Genomic DNA, 23,106 nt, shown 5'->3' on the forward strand with positions numbered 1-23,106 from the left:
TGCATAATTCACCAGCTAATGTGGATATGGTTAGGAAGTCCCCTCTCACCAGTGCATGGGATCGGGCCGGCCAGATTTTCACAGATTGCACTTGTACCTGGCCGAGCTTGTGCAGCCAATACGATTAAGCCCCACGTGTCAAGTTCACTGAAGTTTACCGGAAAAGCGTCTGGTTTCAAGTCCAGTGCTCTGCCGAATTGATGGTTGCTATTGATAGTTGTGCTATAGATTTCGTTGTGCTCCGGGTTGCGAAATCCGGAATTTACATGCAGCCCGAAAGTCAAAGTTTGATCGTGAGCAAGATCGCGGATGAGAGAGATGTAATTTGCTAAGACCTGTTCTGCGACTGAGGCCATGCCTCTGTCGACGGCAAAGGCATAATCACCGCTATTGAGCTTATCGCAGAAGTGCTCGCTACAATCGACTGGGTAAAGTCCCAACTGACTAGGTATCTTGTCGACCTCAAGACTTCTGTACTCTCCGTGTTCAAGGTTTGTAATCACAGAGTGATTAATATACTCCTGAACAAAAATATCTTTGTATTCAGCCAATTGGGAAATGGTAACTGGATCACTATGGATTCCAGCAACACTGGCAGTAACATTATATAAATAGGAGATGGGACTGGGGCGCCCGCTCCCTCTTGAATACCCGGGGTGACTTGGTGTGGGGTAGAAACTGGTGTTGGCTCCGGGATTAGGTGTCAGAGGGTTGCCGCTATTCGAAGGCTGGTCGCCCACGACCTGCCAGGTGATTGTCCCATCCCGTACATTCGTGCTGGCGCTTAGTTGAATCGGGTTGTTTGCCCCATTCAGGCGTAGAATTCCCTGACTGCTGACGTCCTGTTCAATGCCATTGATATTTGTGGCCACGAAGCTGAGGGTGTTGGGGTGATCGGGGGCTGTGATTCTTACGTAGGGGGTCAATACAGTGACCGTCGGATTGGCGTTGTGGTTGGGATCGACATTCGGTACCGGAGACGAAAAGAAATCCCTGAGTCCATTGACGGTTCCATTCACGGCGATGCTGTAACGAGCGGTCGCCGGGGGAAAATCCACCGTCGATCCCTCGGCGGGGCAGGCCGAGGCACAGTCGTAGACGGTGCTCACAATCCCGGCGATGTCCCGGCTTATGGTGGCATGGCTGACGTGGATGGTGTTCCTTGCACTGTTGGCAATGCTCCAGGAAAGCGTGGTGGATTCGCCGGCTGCGATGGAGGTGGGACTGGCTTCCAGTTTGGCGCTTAGCGCGGGAGCCGTATTGACGCACTTGGTGCCCGATTTTGTGAATTCGAGACCAAGCAAAGGGATAGAGATGGTGAATCCACTCATCTCAGCGCAGAGCTGGTCATCAACAGGCAGATCAGTGATTGTGAATGTGTCCGTGCAATCATAATCCGAGGAGCCACAGTTAGGTGCTGTGCCCGGCAGGAAAAAGGCAGGTTTTATCGTGTAACTCAGCGTCTTGGTTTTCCCGGGCCAAAAGCCAATTGCCTCACCTGTGATCCCCCCGAAATCGCAAATGATGGGTGTGCAGAAGTGCAAGTTTATTTGGTCGTCCCGGATCGAGTACATGGACACCTCGATCTCTAATTCTCCCAAAATTCCCACGTAAGTGAATCGAAGGTTCTTGAGGTCTCCCAGTTTCAGTGTCTTGAAGCAGCTCTGATCGCCCAGAATCCCTCCGCAATCCAGAACGCGAAGAAGATATCCGCCACGGAGGATCGGGATGGAAGTGTTGCACCCGTCGTCGCACGAATAGCCCCCTACAGGAAAGAAGGGCACGGGGAAATTCGAGATGCGACCTTGTTTATGGCCCTTTGGTTTGGGTTTGAACTTGTGCATCTTCACCGCCGCAAAGCGTTGAGTGAGAAGCTGGGTCGGCTGACCCGGCTTGATATTTTCGATAGCTCTCTTGGACTCGTCCAAGGAAGCGATCCGGAGTTGCACTCGGTCGGATTCTTCTCCGGTGCCCACCTTCAGTGTAACGGGCGTATCCGGTGGAACATCAGGGTCCACGACCAGCACACCAACTATTGAATCGTTGTCAGAGGGTTTCTTCTCGGCCTGGGTTTCCAGTGAATTCAGATCGACGTGAACGCGCGGGTCATCCGACTCGATGGAGGCCCCCGTGAGATTATTTCCTTCAATCTGGAAAAAATATGCTTTTCCAGCAACAGGAGTAGAAGGAGTGAAAGCTTCCACGCTCGGTCGGGTGGTCGAAGTTAGGACCCGCACGCGCACCCCAGTGGATTCAAATTCCGGAATCCCGACCACAATGAAATATGTCCCCTCGGCGGTCGAGGCTTCTGCCGTCAAAGTGAACTGAAGCTGAGCGTCACCCGAATGGATCAAGTCTGTGATTGTCAGGTCGGATCCACCATCGACCTCCGCGTTGGAGAGATTGCTTCCTGTGACGGTGAAGGTCTTTGTCGATCCCGCCAGGATCATGGAGGATGAAACGGAGTCGACCACCGGTTTGCCCGCTGAATTCGGTGGGTTGATTGTAAAGTTTTTGGTCACGCTTCCCGTCGGGGTGGTGACGGACAAGGGAACATTGCCTAAGGGAGCTTCCGAGCCAATATACAGGATGGCCGTAATTTTTGTGGGATCGAGCACTTGCACATCAGCGATCGCAATCTTGGAATCCGTGGGCACGCTCAACGTTGCTCCCGTGAAGCCGGATCCGGTGATCTCAATCGGGAGGTCGTGTTGCTTCTGGTATCCTGAACTTGGAGTAACCGCAGTCACCGTGGGCGGCGTACCGACCACAACGGCCCTGTTTTCGGACGGCATTCCGAACCACTGATTGGTGTCTTTCACCATCTGCCACTGAAAATTGTACGCCCCGATCGTGGTGGGTGCAGTGATATTGAAAGAGAACATCTTGGTCGCTCCCGGCGCCACGGTTTCACCCGCAGCGAGGGACACACGGGTAAGTCCCCAGATGGTGTTATCGGGTGGCGATTGGGAGCCGAGGCGGTAGTTTCCACTCGACCTCCATGGTAGGGTTCCCGTGTTCTTGAAAGTTACTGATACCGGGTAGGATAATCCGGTAGTGGGTCAGTTTGAAATCTGATTCCATCGAATTTTCTTGCATTCAACCCCGAAAAGTATTATGTTCCCAGCATGCATAAACGCTCAAGCACAACCACTGATATTAATCTTATCGCGGCAAGCATAGTTGATGCCGCCACGTCCGACAAACCAACCAAAACCCCAACCATGCCAGATGGAAAAAACGCCGCCGCCGTTCTATTGGGACGCCGTGGGGGTCTCATAGGTGGCAAAGCCAGGGCTAAGATACTCTCCCCAAGAAAACGAAAGGCAATCGCCAAACGCGCCGCACTCGCAAGATGGGGCGCTGAAAAGTCGTAATTCACTCATACAACCCTCACCCACCAGATCAAACACACGCCAGCCTTACAGAATAACAAACAAATACTCTACTGATGTTGGAGTTGCGCTGATGGGGAGATGTGATAGAGTACGCAGGGCGTCCGTAGCTCAATGAATAGAGCAGCTCTTTGTCGAGGGGCCAGATGTGGGTTGAACTCCCACCGGACGCCCTGCGTCATGCTTTCTTTTTCTGGGGGTCGAATTTCATCCCCAGAGAAAGGGGGTGTCACGATGAAGCCTAATTTCATCGTGGCGATTATCCAGTTTGGGGACACTGTAATTGTCCTCATCTGGATATAAGCCCCGCCGGGCTCCTGTCCTTCAAGGGGTGGGAGCCCTTTTTACTGACAAACAACCAATTCTGTTTGTTTGATTACAACCAACAAAATTGGTTGTCTACTACCGCACAATCTATATTTCTTGAGATGAATATGTCAAGACATATTCATGAACAATAATAGATTTCTCACCCATCCACCACCACCTCCCCCAAACAAGAGAAATCCTGAAATTCTAAATTTTACAAAAAACTTCTTGACAATTGCTTGACCGCTCAAGCACAATCCAACCATGAACACACTGACCACGCAAAAAAGAGCGCAAGTTATCGCGGCACTGGTTGAAGGAAACTCCATTCGCTCTACCGTAAGAATGACGGGGGTTGCCAAGAACACCGTGATTAAATTGCTCGTTGATCTTGGCGCGGCATGTGAACGCTATCAACGCGAGCACTTGAATGGATTGAATTGCCGCCATATTCAATGTGATGAAATTTGGTCGTTCTGTTATGCGAAAGGTAAGAACGTACCAAAAGAAAAAATCGGGCAATTTGGTTTTGGAGATGTTTGGACTTGGGTCGCAATTGATGCCGACAGCAAATTGGCTATTTCCTGGCTCGTTGGAAAAAGAACCGCAGAATACGCCAAGGCATTCATTGACGATCTCTCGTCCCGACTTGCTCACCGCGTTCAACTCACAACTGACGGACTGAGGGTATACCTGACCGCCGTTGAAGGAGTGTTTGGGGCAGACATCGATTACGCCATGCTTATAAAACTCTACGGCGAGGACAGGAGCGAGGACACGAAATACAGTCCGCCAAAGTGTATTGGATGTGAGAGTGCGGCCATAATCGGAAATCCCGACCCCAGGCACATCTCTACCAGTTTCGTCGAACGGCAAAACCTTAATATGCGTATGAGCATGAGAAGGTTTACTCGTTTGACTAATGCGTTCTCGAAAAAAATTGAAAACCTCGCTCATGCGGTCTCTCTCCATTTTTTCTATTATAACTACGGTCGTATCCATCAAACATTGCGCGTGACTCCCGCCATGCAAGCTGGCGTATCAGATCATGTCTGGACATTAGAAGAAATCGCATCCCTCCTTAATTCAGATTAACAAACTCGGTGATATAATGAATGGCGAAGCGGGATACTTCCCGCTAGGAGGTTGATCCATGACTAAACTCATGGAATACCTAGTGCGAATACCCCGTCGCCATTCACGCAGACAGTGCGGGAAGTGACCGCCGCCGAGCCACGGTCAAACACTGTCTTGCCGCGTGTCGATCGCACGCGCACCGAAGACCACGGAGGACATTTCATGCAGAGAAGCATGCGTATTACACAAACCCATGACCTGCCGTGGCCGAAGTAACCGGCTGAGTGGTAAACTCGGACGTCGGACGCCGCTAGCCAAGTCGCGACAGGCAGAATCCGCCGTTAAGGGGCCGTGAGCATTTGTACGATGCGATCGGCCCTGAAATCCATTTTTGCTATTTGTTCCCATGTGCTCTCGCTTCCGCTTTATTTCCTTGCGCCATTCAAACTGACCCATTGCCGATAATCCAGGCATCATCCCGCTTGGCACGGACTGGCTTATGTACTCGGCGTTGTTCGTATCCACATTGACGTATCCCGTGGTCTGGCCGCACGGGGTGCTCAGATGAAAGGCGTGCTGGCCGGCGGAAACGGTAGAGGCCACGGTGAAGGTAGCAGTGGCGGGACTGCCCGAGTAATCTGAATTCGGAGTGGGATCCACCGGGAAAGTAATGCCCGTCTCATCACTCCAAATGGTCATCGGCCCGCAGAGTTTATTCCCCGAGAGGGTCAGGGTGGCAGTAGTCCCCGCCACAACCGACCCCACGACATTGGGAATGATCGCAGGAGTTCCGGGACAATTTACGAGGACCCCTGCATATTCATCTGACCAGGCAGAACTGGGAAGAAGCGTATTCCGCAGCCCGGTGTAGACATATTGACCGGTGGGAGTACACATGGAAGCGTTTATCGTGGCATACGCAAGTTCTCCCCCCGGGGGATTATTTGCAGCCCAACCGAAAATGGGCCAACCGATCTCCTCGAAGGGCCCCGTGTTGTTCAGCGTGTAGCGGGTGTCGGCTGCGACGCCGCCCATATTCCCAGCCGTCACCGTGAAAGTACTCGGAGGAGTGATGGGACTTGGCATCGAAAGAGTACCGGCAAACGGTCTTGGCGGCAAGATCGTCAAGGCAGGGTAGGGAGAAGAGAAATTCACCCAGTCCGTCGCGGCATAGTTCTTGATCGCATGATACCAGTAAGTGCCCGGGGCGTCATTGTGATTGATCTTGATGTTTCGGGCTTGACCCGAGCTGTCCAGGGTGGGTGTCCACTGGTCAACGGTTGTCACATAGCCGGGGTTGCCGGACCATTCATACTTCAAGCCGATGCTCATGTTGGCGCCACCCCCCACCGTCAGGGTATAGGCGTCATTGCCGGCGTTTCCTTGGGTGGGACTAAAGCTCATGGAGGTGGGTTGCGGGGGTGGAGGAGGGAGATTGACCGCGCCGACGAGATTGACCGTGGAACTCCCAAACCAGGCCACCCCGTCGCGCACCATCCGCCATTGATAATTGTAGTTGCCCGCCGTCGAGGGCGCCCTCACATTGAAGGTGAACGTCTTGCTCGCCCCGGGAGCGACGGTCTCCGTGGGCCCGAGAAACACCCGGCCCAACCCCCAGGTCACATTGTCCTGCGGGTTCTGTGAGCCCAGATGGTAACTCCCGGCCTCGCTCCATGTCGTCGTCCCCGTGTTTTTCATCGTGACGGAGAGCGGGTAGGAGGTGCCCGCCACCATGGGATTGGGCAGGGCGGTCTGGGTCACGAAGCTGGCGGCATCAACCTGGCTGTTGACATGAATGGTGTAAAAAGCCCTGGCGGACTGCCCGGAGTCGTTTTGCGCCGTCAGCACATATTGAGTTGTGGAGGTGGGACACATGTTTTCCCAACCTTCGGTCGCTACATCCTCTCCGCTCAGGTCCGCCGCCGTCGCATTCTGCGACCCCCAACGCAAATACGTGCATTGACCCCGGTTGATGGTGCTTTGGTCGGCATAGAAATAGGAAATGCTGGGTGGAGAGGGTTGGGGGTACAGGGTGATCGAGGTGGAAATGGTCTTCCATGGGCCGTTGGGACCGTTCAGGGAATTCCGGATGCCCACGAAGGTATAATATCCGGCAAAGGAATCGCTGTCGTAGTAGTTGTTGACACACCCGGCGGCATCAAAGGTCACCCCATAATCGGTTTCATAGAGCACACCGTCCTAGTAGTATTTCACATCGACGGTCATGTTGGCGCCCCCGCCCGCACAGAACCGGATGGTGTCGGGCATGGTAATGGTGCTGGGACCGGCCGTCAGCGAGTTGGGATTGGGCGCGGTGGCCTGCAGCAAAAGCGGGGAGTTGCAAAGAGAATACAAGAAGAGGAATGCACACCATGATGGAGTGGGTTTCCGAAGAAGTCCCGATGCTAACATACAAGCCTCCTGAGAGCAGCACAAGGAAACAGAGGGAAGGGAAGAATCTTCAGCGATACACTTCTACTCTCAGTGACGGGGGGAAATTAGCAACGCCACCGTAGCACAAAAGAAAAGTGGAAGTCAAGAGAAATCTTTCACAAATGCATTCATCGAAGCCAAAATCGACCGGAAGGAGCGTAAGCGCCGCATCAGAACAAAGGGGGGGATACTCTTTATCAGTAAAACTTGATTCTCTCTTTATGTTTGAACGTGGGCACACGTCTGTGCCCCCCACAATCGATCAACTTGCCGTCATCCGGAACGATAAACGCGTTTGCTCTTAACCTACGAATAGAACGATTTCTTTGAATCCGCCATCTGAACAATCAGTTCTGACGCCGTGAACCGGTCTCCCCATTTTTTCTGGAGTGATTCGAGCTGGCGCAATACATTCTCAAGGCCAAGCGTGTCCATGTACCGGAATGGGCCGCCCCGAAAGGGCGGGAAGCCCAGGCCCATGACGGCGCCGATGTCCCCGTCTCGCGGCGAGCGAAGGATGCCTTCCTCCAGGCAACGGGCGCATTCATTCAACATCGCCATGGAAAGCCGCGATTGCATGTCACTCGTGACAACTGGTTTTCGATTTCTTCCGCCGGGCAGCAGATCGTAGATCGTCGGGTCGACTCCCGATTTCTTGATTTCGCCCTTACGAGTGGTGACGTATAGATAGAACCCCTTCTTGCTCTTACGCCCGAGCCGGGCATCTTTTGCAAGCAACTCCATGCTGGAGGGTGGTTTCAGCCGTTCGCCAAACGCCTCCAGCAGAATCTTCCCCACCTTTGCCGCAACGTCGATGCCGACTTCATCGAGCAGGGTCATGGGCCCCACGGGAAATCCGAAATCGACCATGGCTTGGTCCAGGGCCTCCACTGGTGCGCCTTCCTCCAGGATGAATGACGCTTCGTTCATGTAGGGCGCTAAAATCCTGGAAGTATAGAACCCCACGCCGTCGTTGACGACGATGGGGAACTTCCCGATTTTTTTCCCATATTCCACGGAAGTGGCAATCGTCTGCTTGGAGGTCTGTCGGGTGATGATGATCTCAAGCAGAGGCATTCTGTGAACGGGCGAGAAGAAGTGCAACCCGATGAATTGCTCCGGACGCCGCGAGGCTTCCGCCAGCTTGGTGATCGAAATCGAGGAGGTGTTCGAGCCCCAGACGCACTCGTCCCGGAGATGGGGCTCGACTTCCTGGATTACCTGATGCTTGAGCTCAATGTCCTCGAAGACCGCCTCAATAATCAAACCGCAGGTCGAAAACCCGGTCAACCCCGTGGTGGCAGAAACTCGATCCTTCAATTCCTGCAGTTCCAACCGTGAGATTGATTTCCGGCGAAAGCGATCCTCGAAGACTTTGAAACAGGTTGTGAGGCCCTTCAAGCAGGCCTCTTCCGAAACATCGCGCAGGCGCGCGCTCAAGCCGGCGCTGGAAGAAACCGCGGCGATGCCCGCTCCCATGAATCCGGCGCCCAGTATGCCTACCTTGCCGACTGCTTGCGGCTGGATGGAGAGGTCATCGATCCCCGGATCCTTTTTCACATCAGTGGTCGCAAAGAACAGGTGAATCAACTGCCGGCAGGTGCTGGTCATGGCGAGATCGCCAAATCCCTTGGATTCCGCCACGTATCCTTTAACGGGCCCTTGCGAGAGGCCCACCCGGATCGCTTCCAAGGCGCGCAAAGGAGCGGGATAATGGCCATGCGTTTTCTCCCGAATCAATTTTTCGGCCTGCCGGAAGAGCAGCCATCGACCCACCGGATTGCGTTCCAGTGCCCAGGCAAGCAGTCCCTTGGGCCGATGCTTGCGCGGGTTGAGCTTCCCCTCGGCGAGTTCGCCGGCGCGTGTAAGTGCGATTTGGAGAAGCAAGGGACGGGGAACAACCTCGTCGACGATTCCTTTCCTGAGCGCCTGCTGAGGCCTGTAATTACGGCCGCTGGTCGCAATCTCGATGGCGTTCTGAAGTCCTACAAGAGGCGGCAGGCGTTGGGTTCCACCGGCTCCGGGGAGCAAACCCAGCTGCACTTCGGGTTGTCCAAGTTGAGTTTTCCTGTCATCGGCACAGATCCGGTAATGGCAGGCCAGCGCCACCTCCATGCCACCGCCCAGGCAGGCGCCATGGATGGCGGCCACGACGGGGATCTTCATATCCGCAATCTTTTGCAAGACTCTCTGACCGGCGTGGGACGCTTCAGCCGCCTGGCTCGCTGATTCGAACTTCAGGAATTCGTGGATGTCGGCGCCAGCGATGAAGGTATCCTCCTTGTCGCTGATCATGACGATCGCCCGAAGGTCGGAGCGGCGTTTAAGATCCTCAAAAATTTCGTTGGCCTCTTGGACCACTGCGGCAGTGAGCTTGTTGACCTTCTCCCCTTCGAGGTCCAAGCGGAGAAGGGCTATTTGGTTCTCATCAATGGAAAGTTTGAATGCGGGCATAGGATGTATGCAGGGTTGAATTGATCTGTAAAGGATGCGAAGGATTTTGAGATCTCAAGAGCGCTGTTCACGCACAACCACTTCCGTGCCGCTAAATTGCTCCCTGACTTCTGAGAGATGAGATTTCAGGTTTTGAATATCCCAACCGAGCCAGAATCTCATCGGTGTGTTCCCCCAGCTTTGGCGCGGGATGATACACAGGGACCTCGTTACCTGAAAACTTCAACGCTGACCCCAGCTGCTTGATCATTTCCCCAGAAGGGTGGGCCGCCGCGTGAACCATACCGCGCTGCTGGATTTGAGGGTCTGACAAAACTTCGTCCAGGGATTCCACCGGTTCGCAGCAGACGTCAAGTCCTTCGAATGCAGCCACCCATTCGGCTTGGGTGCGGGACGCCAGAGTCCCGGCAACCTGCCGGGTGACCTGCTCGCGCTCATCTCCCGCGGCAAACTGCTTCGATGTCAACTCGCGCCGGCCGATCGCTCTGCAAAAATTCTCCCAGAACTTGGGTTCAATCGCCCCGAGGGCCAGGAACCTCCCATCCGCTGTCCGGTAGACGTTGTAAAAGGGAACCGATCCTGTGAGCTCCGTCTTTTCGCCCCGCTCCAGTGAATCGCCCGCCATGCTTCGAGAAAAGGCAACCGGGAGCAGCGCCAGGACCCCGTCCAGCATGGACACATCGACATGTTTTCCCTCGCCTGATTTTTGTCTCGCGAAGAGGGCGATCAAGACACCTGCAAGACAAAGCATGGCGCCGGAGGCCAGGTCGGCTATTTGAACGGGCGGGATGACGGGGGTTCCGCCGGCATCCGTATTCAATCCCAGCAATCCCGCACGGGCAATATAGTTGATGTCGTGTCCGGCCCGGTTGCGATACGGACCGTCCTGACCATACCCGGAGATGGAGCAATAGATGAGTCGGGGGTTGATCTGTTTCAGACTGTCATAATCGATCCCCAACCGTGCTGTGACCCCGGGTCTAAAGCTCTCAACCAGGACGTCGGCCTTCCGGGCCAGCTTCAGAAAGACCTCCTTGGCCGGCGATGATTTCAGGTTTAGCGTCAACCCCTTCTTGTTGCGATTCAATTGGAGAAACAGGGCCGATGTCCCGTCCACAAAGGGGGGGCTCAGTCGAACCGGATCCCCCAGCGCCGGCTCTTCAATTTTGATGACCTGTGCTCCCCAATCTGCGAGCACCATGGTGGCATAAGGCCCCGGCAAGTGGCGGGAAAGGTCAAGGATAGTGAGGTCATTTAACATGTTGAGTTGTGTGGAGATGTCCCGCCAGGAAGCCTTCAAATGTTATTGTGTTCGAGGACCATTGCCCCTCCGTGTCCCCCCGCCGCACAGGCAGTCACCAGGCCGAATTCTGATTGGGTTCGCACCAGTTCGTTTGCCAGGGTCGTGACCATGCGCGCCCCCGTCGCCGCAAACGGATGACCGATGGCAATCGAGCCGCCATAGCGATTGAGCTTTTCATAATCCACTTCTCCTATGGGCTCGCTGCGATTCAACTTCTCCTCCGCCCACTTCCTCGATTCAAACATTTTGATCGTCGACAAGACCGAGGCGGCGAATGCTTCATGCATTTCGATGGCGGAAAGATCATCCCACTTGATGCCGGCGCGGTCCAGCGCCACGGGGGTGGCATAGGCAGGGCCCATCAGCATTTGATCTTTAGGCGAGTGTGCAGAGAAGGCGTAGGATCGGACGAAAGCCAGCGGCTTCACTCCGAGGGACTGCGCCTTCTCCTCGCTCACTAGCATGACCGCGGCCGCGCCATCAGTCAGAGGGCTGGCATTAGCCGCTGTAATTGTTCCGTAGCGGCGATCGAAGACCGGCTCCAATCCCGCCATCGATTCCAGTGAGGCGTCGTGGCGAATCACATTGTCTTCCTGCACCACTTTCTTTTCTTCGACCAGGAAAGCGGGCGAGATCTCGCTTCTGAGAATCCCCTTGTGCTGCGCGGCCGAGGCGCGGATGTGACTGAGTAAGGCAAACTCATCTTGTTCCTGACGTGAGATCCCGTTAAGTTGCGCCATCTGTTCGGCCGACTGTCCCATGGTCAGCCCGGTCGAGGGTTCCTCGAGCGCCGGGGCATCGGGAATGAAATCCCGAAATTTGAATTTCAGCCCCGTCGAGAGCTTCTGTCTGAAGTTGCGCCCACGATTGAGTTCGAGAAACAGATCCCGGGCGCGCTTGCCGAAGGTCAAGGGGACATCGGACAAAGATTCCGCTCCTCCGGCCACTATGACATCAGCCAGTCCGGCCGCGATCTGATCGACACCGTTGGCAATGGCCACCAAGGACGAAATGCAGGCCAGGGAAACCGTGTACGCCGGGACTCGAGGGGGAATTCCACAGCCCAGCGCGATCTCCCGCGCAATATTGGGCATCTTCAGTGCCTGGACGACCACGCCAAAGATCATTTGATCGATGTGAGGGGCGTCGATCCCGCTGCGCGCCAGCAGTTCAGTCACCGCAATTTTTCCGAGGTCGACGGCGCCGAGGCGGTTGAAGTGAGTCCAGGCCTTAATGAACGGGGTCCGACATCCCGCCACGATCGCAGTACGTCGTCCGGGCGAAAGTGAAGGCGGCATGAGGTGTTCTCCTGTGGTTGACACTCAGAAGCATAGGGGAAAGGGTTCGGGGTTTCAAGGGAGGAGTTTTCCTCCATCAGTGATGCGATGTGACGCTGCATTGTGAGGACGCATGTCCCGGCCATTGGGCCCGGGGATTTTTCTGGCCTGGTTGGCCTTCCGGGGTCGCCCGGCAAATCTTTATCGTCCTGCCGGTGCGGCCCGGGTTTCTTCGTAAAGGCTGCTGATCTCACGGGAGTATTTCTCAGCGATAAATTTCCGCCGGAGCTTGAGCGTGGGGGTCAGCTCGCCAGTCGCTTCAGAAAAGTCAACCGGGAGGATCCGAAATTTCTTGATCTGCTCAAAGCGCGCCAATTGCTGATTCACCCGGTTCACGATGTCGGCGACGCGTTCAATCACCCTCGGATGCTCCGTGAATTCACGATACGTCCCTTCGCCCGCACCCAACTGGCGCGCCACCGGGGGGAGTGTCTCCACGCTCAGCGTCAGAAGGGCCGTCAGGTAATTGCGCCGATCACCCACCACCATCGCCTGGCTGATGAGGGGATCGTGCTTCAAGAGATTTTCGATGTTTTGGGGAGAGATATTCTTTCCGGCCGAAGTAATAATCAGTTCCTTTTTCCGGTCCAGGATGGTGAGAAATCCTTCATCATCAATCCGCCCGATGTCGCCGGTCCGATACCATCCGTCGACCAGGGCTTCCTGCGTGGTCCGGGGGTCTTTGAAATATCCCAGGAAGACATTACGGCCGCGGACCAGGATCTCGCCGTCATCGGCGATCTTCACCTCCACTCCGGGCAAGGGCTTTCCCACCGTCCCGAACTTGAAATGGTCAAAATCGCTGACGGTGGTGGGGGAGGTCGTTTCGGTGGCTCCATAGGCCTCAAAGACCGGCAATCCCACCGCATGAAAGAACTCCATGATTTCCCTCGACAAGGGAGCCCCTCCGGACACAAAAAAACGGAGGCGGCCGCCCAACCGCTTGCGCAGCTTCTGAAAGGCCAATCGGTCTGCCAGCCAGCGCTTAAAGCGAAGGCCCGCTGGCAGGGCGCGCTTCGAGATTTGATAGCGTGTCACCTCCCGTCCGACCTTGATCGCCCAATGAAATAGCGTCCGTTTGAACCCCGGGCTGGATGCCACCGCCGCCAGGATCCGCTCGTGGGTTTTTTCAAAGAAACGTGGAACTCCGGTGACCACCGTCGGCGCGACCTCCGCCAGGTTTTCCGGGACTGTCTCCATCCGTTCGGCGTATCCGACCTGGGCTCCCAGGTAGACGGGGAGATACAGACTGCCGAGCCGTTCCAGGGCGTGTGCTAGGGGGAGAAACGAGAAGAACACATCCCGGTCCGAAACCATGTTGAGGCTGGACACGGTCTCGCAAATAAACATCAGGTTGTCGTGGGCCAGCATGACCCCTTTGGGCGGCCCTGTCGTGCCGGACGTGTATATGATGATTGCGAGCTGATCAGAACGCAGGCCACTGAGCGGAGGATCCAGATTCGCCGGTTGTAAGGCCGCGAGCCGCTCCCCCCTTTGGAGGAAGTCATCCCACGGGACAACGAACTCGTCTCCGCGACTCACCCCGGTCGCATCAATGATGACAGCCCTCTGGAGGGATGGAACCTGGGCGCGCACGTCGTTGATCTTTTCAAGTTGCTTCCGATTCTCCACCACCACCAGCCTGGCCTCGGAATGACTGAGGATGTACGCCATGTCTTTCGGGACATTGGTGGCGTAAATTGAAACAGAAATGGCCCCCACGGCCAGGATGGCCAGATCGACCATCGCCCATTCAGGCCGATTGTTGGAGAGAATTGCAACGACATCGCCTGCCCGCACCCCCTGGTCCGTGAGAGCCGCCGCGAAATATTGGACCGACCGGCCAAACTCACCCCAGGTGATATCCATGTAGCGACCCCCGCGCTTCACCCGGAGCGCAGTCCGGTCCGACCGGGTGCGCGCATGTTTCCAGAAGCAATGGACAATGGTTGCTTCCGAGGGCATAGGCAATACTCAATTTCGATGGATAATAGGAGCCGGATCGAGAATGCAGTATATCAGAAAAATAAAGTCCAAAGTTCAAAGTCCAAAGTCTGGAACCCAGATCAAAGTTCCAAGTTCAAAGTTCAAAAAGGCAAGTCCAAAGTTCCAAGTCCAAGGTCCAAAAGAACCAGTTCAAAGTTCAAAGTTCCAAGTTCAAAGTGCAGTTCAACTCTGACTTCTGACCTCCGGCTTCCTGCGTCTGGCCACTGGCTTCCGGTTATTTCCTCTGAGAACTGGGAACTGACAACTGGTTCTCTGACTTCTGATTTCCGACTTCTTTCTTCGGATGATCTTCTCTGAGAACTGAGAACCGAGAACTGACAACTGCTCTTCTCAAAAACCCTTTGTGATTTCATACATCCACCGAGTACAATCCCCGCATCGTTTTGCATGTTTCATCCAGAACAGATCGAATGATGAGTGAAGAATTCGAGAGGAGCCCATGCCGATCAGCAAACAACTTACGGTGGTGTTAGAGAACAAGCCGGGGGCGCTGGCAGAGCTGTGCACGGAGCTCTCCAAACTCGCGGTCAATATCACCGCGATCATGGCCCCTGAATCAAAATCGCAGACCCCCCTCCGCATGGTGACCAGCAGTCACGAGACCGCAAAACGTGTGCTCACATCGATGAACTTGAAATTTACCGAGGAGTCGGTGCTCACCCTGCGGGTTTCGGATCGTCCCGGCTCGCTGGGTCGTCTGACGCGCAAGCTGGCCGAAAACGAGATCAACATCGAGTACATCTATGGATCCATCGTGAAGGGAATGGGCAAGGCTCTGATTGTGGTCGCCGTATCGGACAACGAACGTGCGGCGAAGCTGGTATGATCTCAAGAAGGCGGCCCAACCGCATGGCCGAGACGTCGGATCGAGACGCATTGAAGATGCACCCGGCTGGGGACACCAGAAACTCAAGTTCGCTGTGCTACCCCCTGAATTCAACTTAAATTGAGGAACGACTCCATGAGTTCCCTTCTCCAATGGCGCAAGGAGTTTCCCATTCTGGAATCGACTTGCTACATGATTTCCAACTCGCTCGGCGCCATGCCGCGCAAGACCTACGATGACCTGCGCCAATATGCCGACACGTGGGCAAGGCGTGGTGTGCGGGCCTGGGAAGAAGCGTGGTGGATGATTCCCGCTGAGGTCGGAGACTTGATGGCACCCCTCATCGGGGCCGGGAGCGGGGAAGTAATCATGCAAACCAACGTGACCTTGACTCAGGCCCAGATTCTTTCTTGCTTTGAGTTCAAGCCGCCCCGAGACAAGATCGTCTGCGAAGCCATGAATTTTCCCTCCGTGATGTACCTTTACCAGCAGGCCACCCGACGGGGGGCTCGCTTCGAAACGGTTCCCAGTCACGACGGCATCCACACCCCCACCGAGGCGATGCTCCAGGCGATCGACGAAGAGACCCTGCTGGTTCCGATGTCTCATGTGATTTTTAAGAGTGCCTACGTCCAGGACGTTCAAAAAATAATCGATCACGCTCATCAGGTGGGCGCCCTGGTTATCCTGGATGTGTACCAATCCGCCGGCATCTTGCCCATCGATGTGAAAGCGCTCAATGTGGACGTGGTCATCGGCGGCTGCTTGAAATGGCTGTGTGGCGGACCCGGCAATGCGTTCCTTTATGTCCGGCCCGATTTGTACGAGAAGCTGGAACCAGCCCTGACCGGCTGGCTGTCGCACGAATCGCCGTTTGATTTTGAGCCGCCCCCCATTCGGCGTCGTCACGACGTCTGGAGGTTCTTATCGGGAACCCCCCCTATTCCGGCTCACTATGCAGCCCGGGCCGGCCTGGAGATTGTTAACCGGATTGGAGTGTCTGCCATCCGAGAGAATTCCGTTCGTCAGACCGCCCGGCTGATAGCGCTGGCCGATGAAGCAGGTTTAACGGTGAATTCGCCGAGGGATCCTGACCAGCGCGGGGGGACGGTCTCGGTTGATCTGCCCGGGGCCATGGAAGTGGCCCGCGAGCTGGTTCGCCGGGATTTTCTCGTGGATTATCGCCCCGGAGCCGGCATCCGTTTGTCACCTCACTTCTACAACACAGATGACGAGATCGACGCCGTCGTGGGTGAGATCAAGAAGGTTTCCAATTCGCAGGCGGTTTCCTCAGTGCGGAGATAATCCGGGTTGTCCGCCGGACTCCGGGTTGGATTCGATCTTACCCTGGGGCTGCGGTCCTGTGACCCCGGCTTCGCGGGATGAACCGTCCGAATCAGGTTGAATCACCCATCCTTAAGGAGTGGACAAAGACCAGGATCACCCGTGCGTCCCAGGGGTTTACAACGCCTCCATCGAGTTTCTGACTTCTTCTCCAACAAGGACAACACCATGATAAAGAGGATCATTGCAGCTGCGTTATTTCTAGTCGCCTCACCGCTCCACGCGCAGACGTTCCGCCCGGAAATCCGGGGTTCCCATGGGATCGTCGGCTCCGGCCGCTACTATTCCGTGGCGGCGGGGATCCGGATGCTCGAACTCGGAGGCAATGCCATCGACGCGGGGGTGGCGACGGTATTTGCCTCTTCAGTGGTGGAGGTGTCCCACTTCGGTTTTGGCGGAGAAGTTCCCCTCATGATTTATGACGCGAGGTCGAAGAAAGTCATTGTGATTAACGGCCAGGGAACAGCGCCCCGGGATCTGAAACCGGAATTCTTTAGGAAGATGACGGATGATGAAAAGAAGGCCGCCCATTTCAAAAACAGCGCCGGTGTGGAGCTTCCGCTCGCCGATATTGGGCAGGGAAAGATCCCCGGCAATGGGCCGCTCGCCGCCACCCTGCCCGCCGTGATGGATTCGCTGGCCCTTGCCCTGGAAAATTACGGCACCATGTCCCTGGAACAGGTGATGCAGCCCGCCATCGAACTCGCCGACGGATTTCCTTTCGTTGAGGGATTGGAGCACTACTGGGAACAAAACCGGAAATTCTGCGAGAAGTACCCGGATACGATGACCGCCTATTTTCCGGGCGGAAAGACGCCGGAGGTGGGGGAGATGTTCCGGCAATCCAACCTGGCAAAGACCTTCCGGGCGCTGGTGGCTGCTGAACGCCAGGAGTTTCGCCGTTCGCACGACCGCCGCAAAGCCATTGAGGCGGGGCGCGATGCGTTTTACAAGGGGGACATTGCGCGCCGCATTGCCGACGCTGATCTGAAGGCTGGCGGGGTTATCACATTCGAAGATCTCGCGCAGTACCACGGAAAGCTCGAGCAGCCCACCACGACCAACTATCGCGGATACCAGATTTACAAGGCGGGTTTTTGGGATCAAGGCCCGGTTCTTTTGATGACCCTGAACATTCTTGAGGGATTCGACTTGGCCGATATGGGACTCGACTCCACCGAGTTTATCCATACCGTGACGGAGGCCGTCAAATTGGCCTACGACGACCGCAATGCCTATTTTGGTGATCCTGACTTTGTGAAGGTGCCCGCAGAAGGCCTGCTGTCGAAGGAGTATGCCGCCACGCGCCGCGCTCTCATTAATCCCCGCAAGGCGGCGCTCGACCATCGACCGGGAGACCCCTGGAAATATGAAGGTGTTGCGGGCCGACGAGCTGACGCCTCGGGATCGCGGTACTTTGCCGATTCGGACCCGGGCCGGCAGATTTATGTTCCTCACGCCGAGGGCGATCCCACGGTCGGGTTTGTTTCCGGCGACACGACCTGTGTGAATGCAGTCGATAAGGACGGGAACCTGTTTTCTGCCTCCCCTTCTTCCGGGTGGATTCTCGGAGGCGCGTTCATTGCCGGCGACACCGGCGTGCCGCTTTCTAATCGCGCCCAGGTTTTTTCGTTGGACGAGAAATCCCCGAATTATCTGGTCGGGGGAAAGCACCCGCGGACGACCCTGACTCCGACCCTCGTCCTGGTCCCGGATTCTGATGCACTCCCGGGTCCGGATCAGCCGACGGCACAGATCGGCAAAACAAATCCCAATGGCCCCGCGGGAGAGCCCCCGTCTGCACGGAAGCTGAAGCCTTACCTCGCCCTTTCGACCCCCGGGGGAGATAGCCAGGATCAGCAGGTGCTGAATGTCCTGCTGAATCTAATCGATTTTAAAATGCCCATCCAGCAGGCCATCGAAGCACCCCGGCTGAACACGGACCACCCTTTCAGTTCGTTTGATAATCATCAGGACAAGCCGGGTGATTTGACCCTGGAAAGCCGAGTCGCCCCGGGAGTCATCGATGCCCTTCGAGCCAAGGGACACTTGGTGACCGTCCTCGGACCGTATGGGATGTATACAGGGATGACGGCGGTGGGGGTGGATCCGAAATTCGGGACTTTGTTCGGAGGCGCGGACGTGCGGCGAGAGCGTTACCTCATGGGGTGGTAGAAGACCGCTCTGTCCGGTTCCATCGTTCCGGCCCATTTCAATATTTCATGCGGGAAGTGCGAAGGCGACCCGGGTATGAGCACTTCACAATGGCTGGATCGATGCCCGGACTGGCAAGACAAGCATCTAAAGGAGCAGAGCAGAATGGTTCCATGGCTGTTGTGGGCTCATGTTCTCGGCACGGTGCTCGTGATAGGGGGTGTTATTGCGGGATGGGTCTCGATGAGCCAGGCGGCGATTGCGGGCGAGGCGAAGGTGGTCTTTTTTGCACTCAAGGTCATGCACCGAATGAACACCTGGACTCTACATCGGGGGGCCGCCCTGATTTTGATGAGCGGATTCTGGATGGCATTCGCCGGGCCAGTCCCCTTGAAGCTGAGCGCCAATCCCTGGTTGTTGTATTCGGTCATTGCTACACACGGGCAGACGAGACGTCTGCCCCACCACGGCTCTCGGCAATAGAGATCAAAGATGGTTGAGACAGAACAGAAAAAAACAGCATCCGGCGCCAAAGCGAAGGCCGTGGATTTCTGGCATCATCGCTCAAGGGCGACACGCCTGGAGCTTTTACTGCTGGTTCTTGTGTTTCTGTTCTTTGAATTCGTCGTCCCCATGCTCCTCGGCAGCCAGTACTCCAAGCGTTTCTTTGAAAAACACCTCAGCGACGCGCTCCGGTATCCCGTGACCTTCGATCGCCTTAATACGAACCTCTTCGGCCGTCCGGCGTTGTGGGTGGGAGGTATGAACATCCAGGATCACGAGGGTCATCCTTTCTTCAGAGGCGACGAGGTGAAAATGGAGTTGAGCCTCTGGGCGCTGCTGCGCGGACACATTGTGCTGAATCTCATCCGGGTGGTGGACGGCGATTTTCTGGCGGCCCGCCTCCCCGATGGGCGTTGGAACATCGCCGACCTCGTGTCAGCCGGAAATGATCCCGATCGGGCCATCGATCTCGAAAAGACCGCCGTCGAGATGAGGAACATGGTGGCCACCATCCAGGATCAGGCCCTGCCCCTCCCCCTGGTGCAACATATCCGCCTTCGAGATTTTTCCATCTCCACCCTGGACATCCGCCGCAAGACGCGCTTGCAAGTGGACGCCATCGATGACGACCATCCGGAATCCAGTCTCGAGGTCAAGGGAAATTTTGCCGTGTTTGTTCCGGATGACCTCAGCACCCTCAGCGGAAATCTCGATCTGGCCCTGAAACATTTCAACCTCCATATTTTGAATTCCTATCTGGAATCCACCCAGTTTCAGGTGAAAGGCTTCGAGGGTTTCTATGATTTGCAGTTGAAGATGGAAGGACAGGGATCTTCCCCCATCTCCATCAGTCTGCGGTCAAAGGCCGACCAGTTGAAAGTGGCGGTTGACACAACGTCGCCTGGAACCTTGGGCCCCGCAGGGTCGAGTCATCCCGGCCCGGAGGGCTTGAACCGTGGCAGAAAATGGATCGATCTAAAAACCGCTTCGCTGGAGGGACTGCTGGGTCTGGCCACCGGGGAAATTCGGTTCAATAAACTCAATGGAGAGCTGGCGTCCACTCATTTTGAGATGAACGGCCGGGTGTACAACCTCCACAGCATGATGCCCCGCTTAGAGGCCACCGTTTCGACGGGGGAATTTGAGATTGTTGACCCCTTCCGGTCGTTGATCGATGCACAACTGGATGAGTTCGGAAGACGGATCTTCGCGGGACTCACCGGGTCTGCTCAGGCACAATTGGTTTGGACCGGAAGGCTCGATGACCCGACATTCGACTGGAGGGCTGATCTGAAGAAAGGGCAATATCGGAACGACCGGTATGACTTCCAATTGAAGGACATTGTTTCCGTGATGCGGTCCAGCGGCAAGAAGACCCAGATCGATTCGCTGGGAGCACAGTTCTTCGGCTCCCCACTGCAGGCCTCGGGCTGGGTCGATGAGAAGGACCGAATGAACTTGAAGGTCGCGATGCCAGCGATTCCGTTCGGCAAAATCTACCCCTATCTGAAGCGGCTGAGAAGCGAGGGGTACCTGGACTTCGCGCGATGGTTGGATCGGGTCTCCAGCATGAGTGGTCAAGGGCACGCGGAGTTACTGGTGGCCGGGGGGCTGGATCACCCGGAGGTGGCTGGGACCATGAGTTTGGCCGGGACTCGCATACAGCTTGCAGGCCTCCCTTTCCCGCTCGAAAACGTGGGGGGCCAGGTGGTACTGAAGGACAGGATCGTTTGCACGCATCAGTTTTACCGCAGGGCCCTGTGCGCGGAGCAGATTTCCGGCTCCTTGGGGGACTCGCCCTTTGAACTGGAGGCGGCACTGGATCCGGAGGATCTCTCCCTGTTGGCCTTGCACCTCAGGTCGCCGTCCATGAACTTGCGCCGATACGATGAATTGACGTCTTCGCGCTGGATTGATCGAGTGGATTTGCCGATAGTCGGGCAGGTCAAGGAAGCGGGCGGGGTCGCCGAGATTCAGCTGGATTATCCTGCGGGCGGTGCCCACCGTGCCGGTCCGATCCTGAGATCGAATGCTCCTGATTTGGCACGGGATGCCGTTCCTGACGCCGAGGACGATCCGGTCGCGCGGAAAGAAGATGGTCGAGTTCCGGATTTTTCCCTGCAGCTGCGAAATCTGCGAAATGGCAGTGCCGTGCTTTCCAACTTCGGTCTGCCGCTCAAGGGCTTCTCTGGCGGGCTCACCTACAGCGGCGATAGGCTGAGGTTTCATCGCTTCATCGGATCCGTGGGGGACTCTTCTTTGTCGTTGGATGGGGGAATCGAACAGCTCAACGAGCTGGGTGAACGATGGGATCTCAAAGCACAAATGAACGCCCTGTTTCCGCAAGCGTCCACATTGCTTCCGGCGGCATGGAAGAACCAGATTACTGCGGAAGGGCAGTTCCCGGTCATTCTTTCAATCCTGGGTGAACGACATGACCAGCTCGAGGTCCGAGCCGAGGTCCATTCTCCCGAATCGACTCAGCTCAAACTCGCCGGTTCGTTCGAAAAACCGGTGGGCACTTCGAGCCAACTAGCTCTTGAAGGCATCTGGAAAAACCAGATCTTTACCGTCAATGAAGGAAAAGTCACGCTCGACGAACTTCCTTTAACGGTCCATGGATACCTGGATTTTTCGGAGTCTCATGGGGTTGAGATGTCCCTGACCGCGGCGATGGCCCAGTTCGCTCCGGTGACAACGCTCGTGAAGTTCGTCAAGCTCCCAGCGACCCCGCTGAGAGTCCGCGGCGGCTCGGCGTCCGGCTCCATCACGCTGAAGGGGAGCCCGAGCGATCCCCAATTGAGCTCGACCTTAAGACTTGCAGACGTCTCGGTGGACGGAATGCCCTGGGGACCGACGAGTCTGACGGGAGATCTGACTGTGGGAACAGAGGGCGTTTCCGCCAGGGATTTTCTGGCCATTGTGAATAAACTTCCCATGCGCGTTACGGGCACGCTGAATCTGAAGGGACCCAACCCCAGCCTGACCGCCGAGGTGAACAACCTGAATCTCGATGCCCTGGTGACCACTCTGGCCCGTATGTCGCCGGGGGCTGGATCGCCTCCCTCCGTGGCCGCCGGCAAGGTGATAACCATCGATGTGAGAGCTTCGAGCGGGGTGTTTTTTCATCAGCCCATCAAGCAATTCGTGGCGCATGGAACCTGGGACTCCGCCATTATTCTGCTGAACCCGATGGAGGTGGCCGCGGGTGGCAGCACGAGCACCGCTACTGTCAGCTGGGATTCGCAATCGAATGAGGAGCATCTGAAGTTTGAGTCCAGGGATGTGCCCATGGGAACGTTCCTCGACGAGGTTCTCGATATTCAGATTCCGGTGGAAGGGAAGCTTACGGTCCGGGGGGACTTGACCACCCGGAACACCGATCCCCAGAATTTACTGGCGTCGCTCGCGGGCAATGCGCATTTTGAGGCCTCTCAGGGAAACCTGCATTATGCCGGTCTACCCCAGCGCCTCCTCTCCATGGCCACCCTCGTGCACGAGGGATTGTTCGGATTTAACCTGGGACGCATTTTTCAAACCATCGATCCCCCCCAGTTCAAGCGTTTCAAATCCTGGTCTGCTGATGTCACCTTCTCGCCGGACGGTTCGGCGCGCCTGGAGCGAAGTGATTTCAAATCGGAGTTGTTCGATTTGACTGCCACCGGCACCGTGAACACCAAGACGGAGGATATGGTCATCAACGTCAAGGGGTCCCTGCCTGAGATTCCCCGAGGCTCGAATTTTCTCGCCCAAATCTTCGGGCGGATCTCCATCCGCGACCTCTACCGGAATGTCGCGGATATCACACTCTTGATTGTGGGCCAGCGCAAAAGGATCAAGCCGCGCCGTTATAACTTTGAATTTAAATTGACGGGCAATCTAGAGGGGATCAAGTCGATTGAAGATTTTCGTTTCGTCAGATGACCAACCTGAAGTGAGGCTGAGCAAATTGGGATGTCACAA

General features: G+C 55.9%; 14 protein-coding genes and 1 tRNA gene. 7 read left to right on the top strand and 8 right to left on the bottom strand.

Going from position 1 to position 23,106, the window contains the following annotated elements:
• Positions 1-8: 8 nt before the first annotated feature.
• Complete coding sequence (locus LAO21_14395; protein MBZ5553909.1) at positions 9-2,885, bottom strand: hypothetical protein; 2,877 nt, start codon at positions 2,883-2,885, stop codon at positions 9-11.
• A 610-nt stretch (positions 2,886-3,495) separates the two neighbouring features.
• Here LAO21_14395 and LAO21_14400 point away from each other — a divergent pair.
• Both LAO21_14400 and LAO21_14405 read left to right on the top strand, forming a co-directional pair.
• A tRNA-Asp gene (locus LAO21_14400) sits at positions 3,496-3,568 on the top strand.
• A 400-nt stretch (positions 3,569-3,968) separates the two neighbouring features.
• A complete protein-coding gene (locus LAO21_14405; GenBank protein MBZ5553910.1) occupies positions 3,969-4,799 on the top strand; it encodes an IS1 family transposase in 831 nt (276 codons plus the stop codon).
• Positions 4,800-4,943: 144 nt separating this feature from the next.
• On the opposite strand, the gene LAO21_14410 is transcribed toward LAO21_14405, so the two are convergent.
• The 7 genes from LAO21_14410 to LAO21_14440 form a co-directional block, all read right to left on the bottom strand.
• The gene (locus LAO21_14410) at positions 4,944-6,974 is read right to left on the bottom strand and encodes a hypothetical protein (protein MBZ5553911.1); all 2,031 of its coding nucleotides are present in this window, start codon (positions 6,972-6,974) and stop codon (positions 4,944-4,946) included.
• Positions 6,975-6,980: 6 nt separating this feature from the next.
• The gene (locus LAO21_14415) at positions 6,981-7,193 is read right to left on the bottom strand and encodes a hypothetical protein (protein ID MBZ5553912.1); all 213 of its coding nucleotides are present in this window, start codon (positions 7,191-7,193) and stop codon (positions 6,981-6,983) included.
• A 327-nt stretch (positions 7,194-7,520) separates the two neighbouring features.
• Positions 7,521-9,668 carry a fatty acid oxidation complex subunit alpha FadJ gene (fadJ, locus tag LAO21_14420; protein ID MBZ5553913.1) on the bottom strand — a complete coding sequence of 716 codons (2,148 nt, stop codon included), beginning with the start codon at positions 9,666-9,668 and terminating at the stop codon, positions 7,521-7,523.
• Between the two features lie 91 nt (positions 9,669-9,759).
• Positions 9,760-10,929: a CoA transferase gene (locus LAO21_14425; protein ID MBZ5553914.1), complete on the bottom strand. Its 1,170-nt coding sequence runs from the start codon at positions 10,927-10,929 to the stop codon at positions 9,760-9,762.
• 35 nt (positions 10,930-10,964) lie between these two features.
• Positions 10,965-12,269, bottom strand: a complete 1,305-nt coding sequence (fadI, locus tag LAO21_14430; protein ID MBZ5553915.1) for an acetyl-CoA C-acyltransferase FadI — start codon at positions 12,267-12,269, stop codon at positions 10,965-10,967.
• Positions 12,270-12,449: 180 nt separating this feature from the next.
• Entirely contained in the window at positions 12,450-14,273 is a 1,824-nt protein-coding gene (locus LAO21_14435; protein ID MBZ5553916.1) for a long-chain fatty acid--CoA ligase, read from the bottom strand.
• Positions 14,274-14,395: 122 nt separating this feature from the next.
• Complete coding sequence (locus LAO21_14440; protein ID MBZ5553917.1) at positions 14,396-14,704, bottom strand: hypothetical protein; 309 nt, start codon at positions 14,702-14,704, stop codon at positions 14,396-14,398.
• Between the two features lie 50 nt (positions 14,705-14,754).
• Here LAO21_14440 and LAO21_14445 point away from each other — a divergent pair, with 50 nt between their 5' ends.
• From LAO21_14445 to LAO21_14465, 5 genes are all read left to right on the top strand, one after another.
• A complete protein-coding gene (locus LAO21_14445) occupies positions 14,755-15,141 on the top strand; it encodes an ACT domain-containing protein (GenBank protein ID MBZ5553918.1) in 387 nt (128 codons plus the stop codon).
• A gap of 135 nt (positions 15,142-15,276) precedes the next feature.
• Complete coding sequence (locus tag LAO21_14450; GenBank protein ID MBZ5553919.1) at positions 15,277-16,446, top strand: aminotransferase class V-fold PLP-dependent enzyme; 1,170 nt, start codon at positions 15,277-15,279, stop codon at positions 16,444-16,446.
• A gap of 207 nt (positions 16,447-16,653) precedes the next feature.
• The gene (locus LAO21_14455) at positions 16,654-18,660 is read left to right on the top strand and encodes a gamma-glutamyltransferase family protein (protein ID MBZ5553920.1); all 2,007 of its coding nucleotides are present in this window, start codon (positions 16,654-16,656) and stop codon (positions 18,658-18,660) included.
• Positions 18,661-18,735: 75 nt separating this feature from the next.
• On the top strand, positions 18,736-19,122 hold the full coding sequence (locus tag LAO21_14460) for a DUF2269 domain-containing protein (GenBank protein ID MBZ5553921.1): 387 nt from the start codon (positions 18,736-18,738) through the stop codon (positions 19,120-19,122).
• 9 nt (positions 19,123-19,131) lie between these two features.
• Positions 19,132-23,067 carry an AsmA family protein gene (locus LAO21_14465; GenBank protein ID MBZ5553922.1) on the top strand — a complete coding sequence of 1,312 codons (3,936 nt, stop codon included), beginning with the start codon at positions 19,132-19,134 and terminating at the stop codon, positions 23,065-23,067.
• The last annotated feature ends 39 nt before the right edge of the window (positions 23,068-23,106 follow it).

Source organism: Terriglobia bacterium (assembly GCA_020073085.1).
GTDB lineage: Bacteria > Acidobacteriota > Terriglobia > JAIQFV01 > JAIQFV01 > JAIQFV01.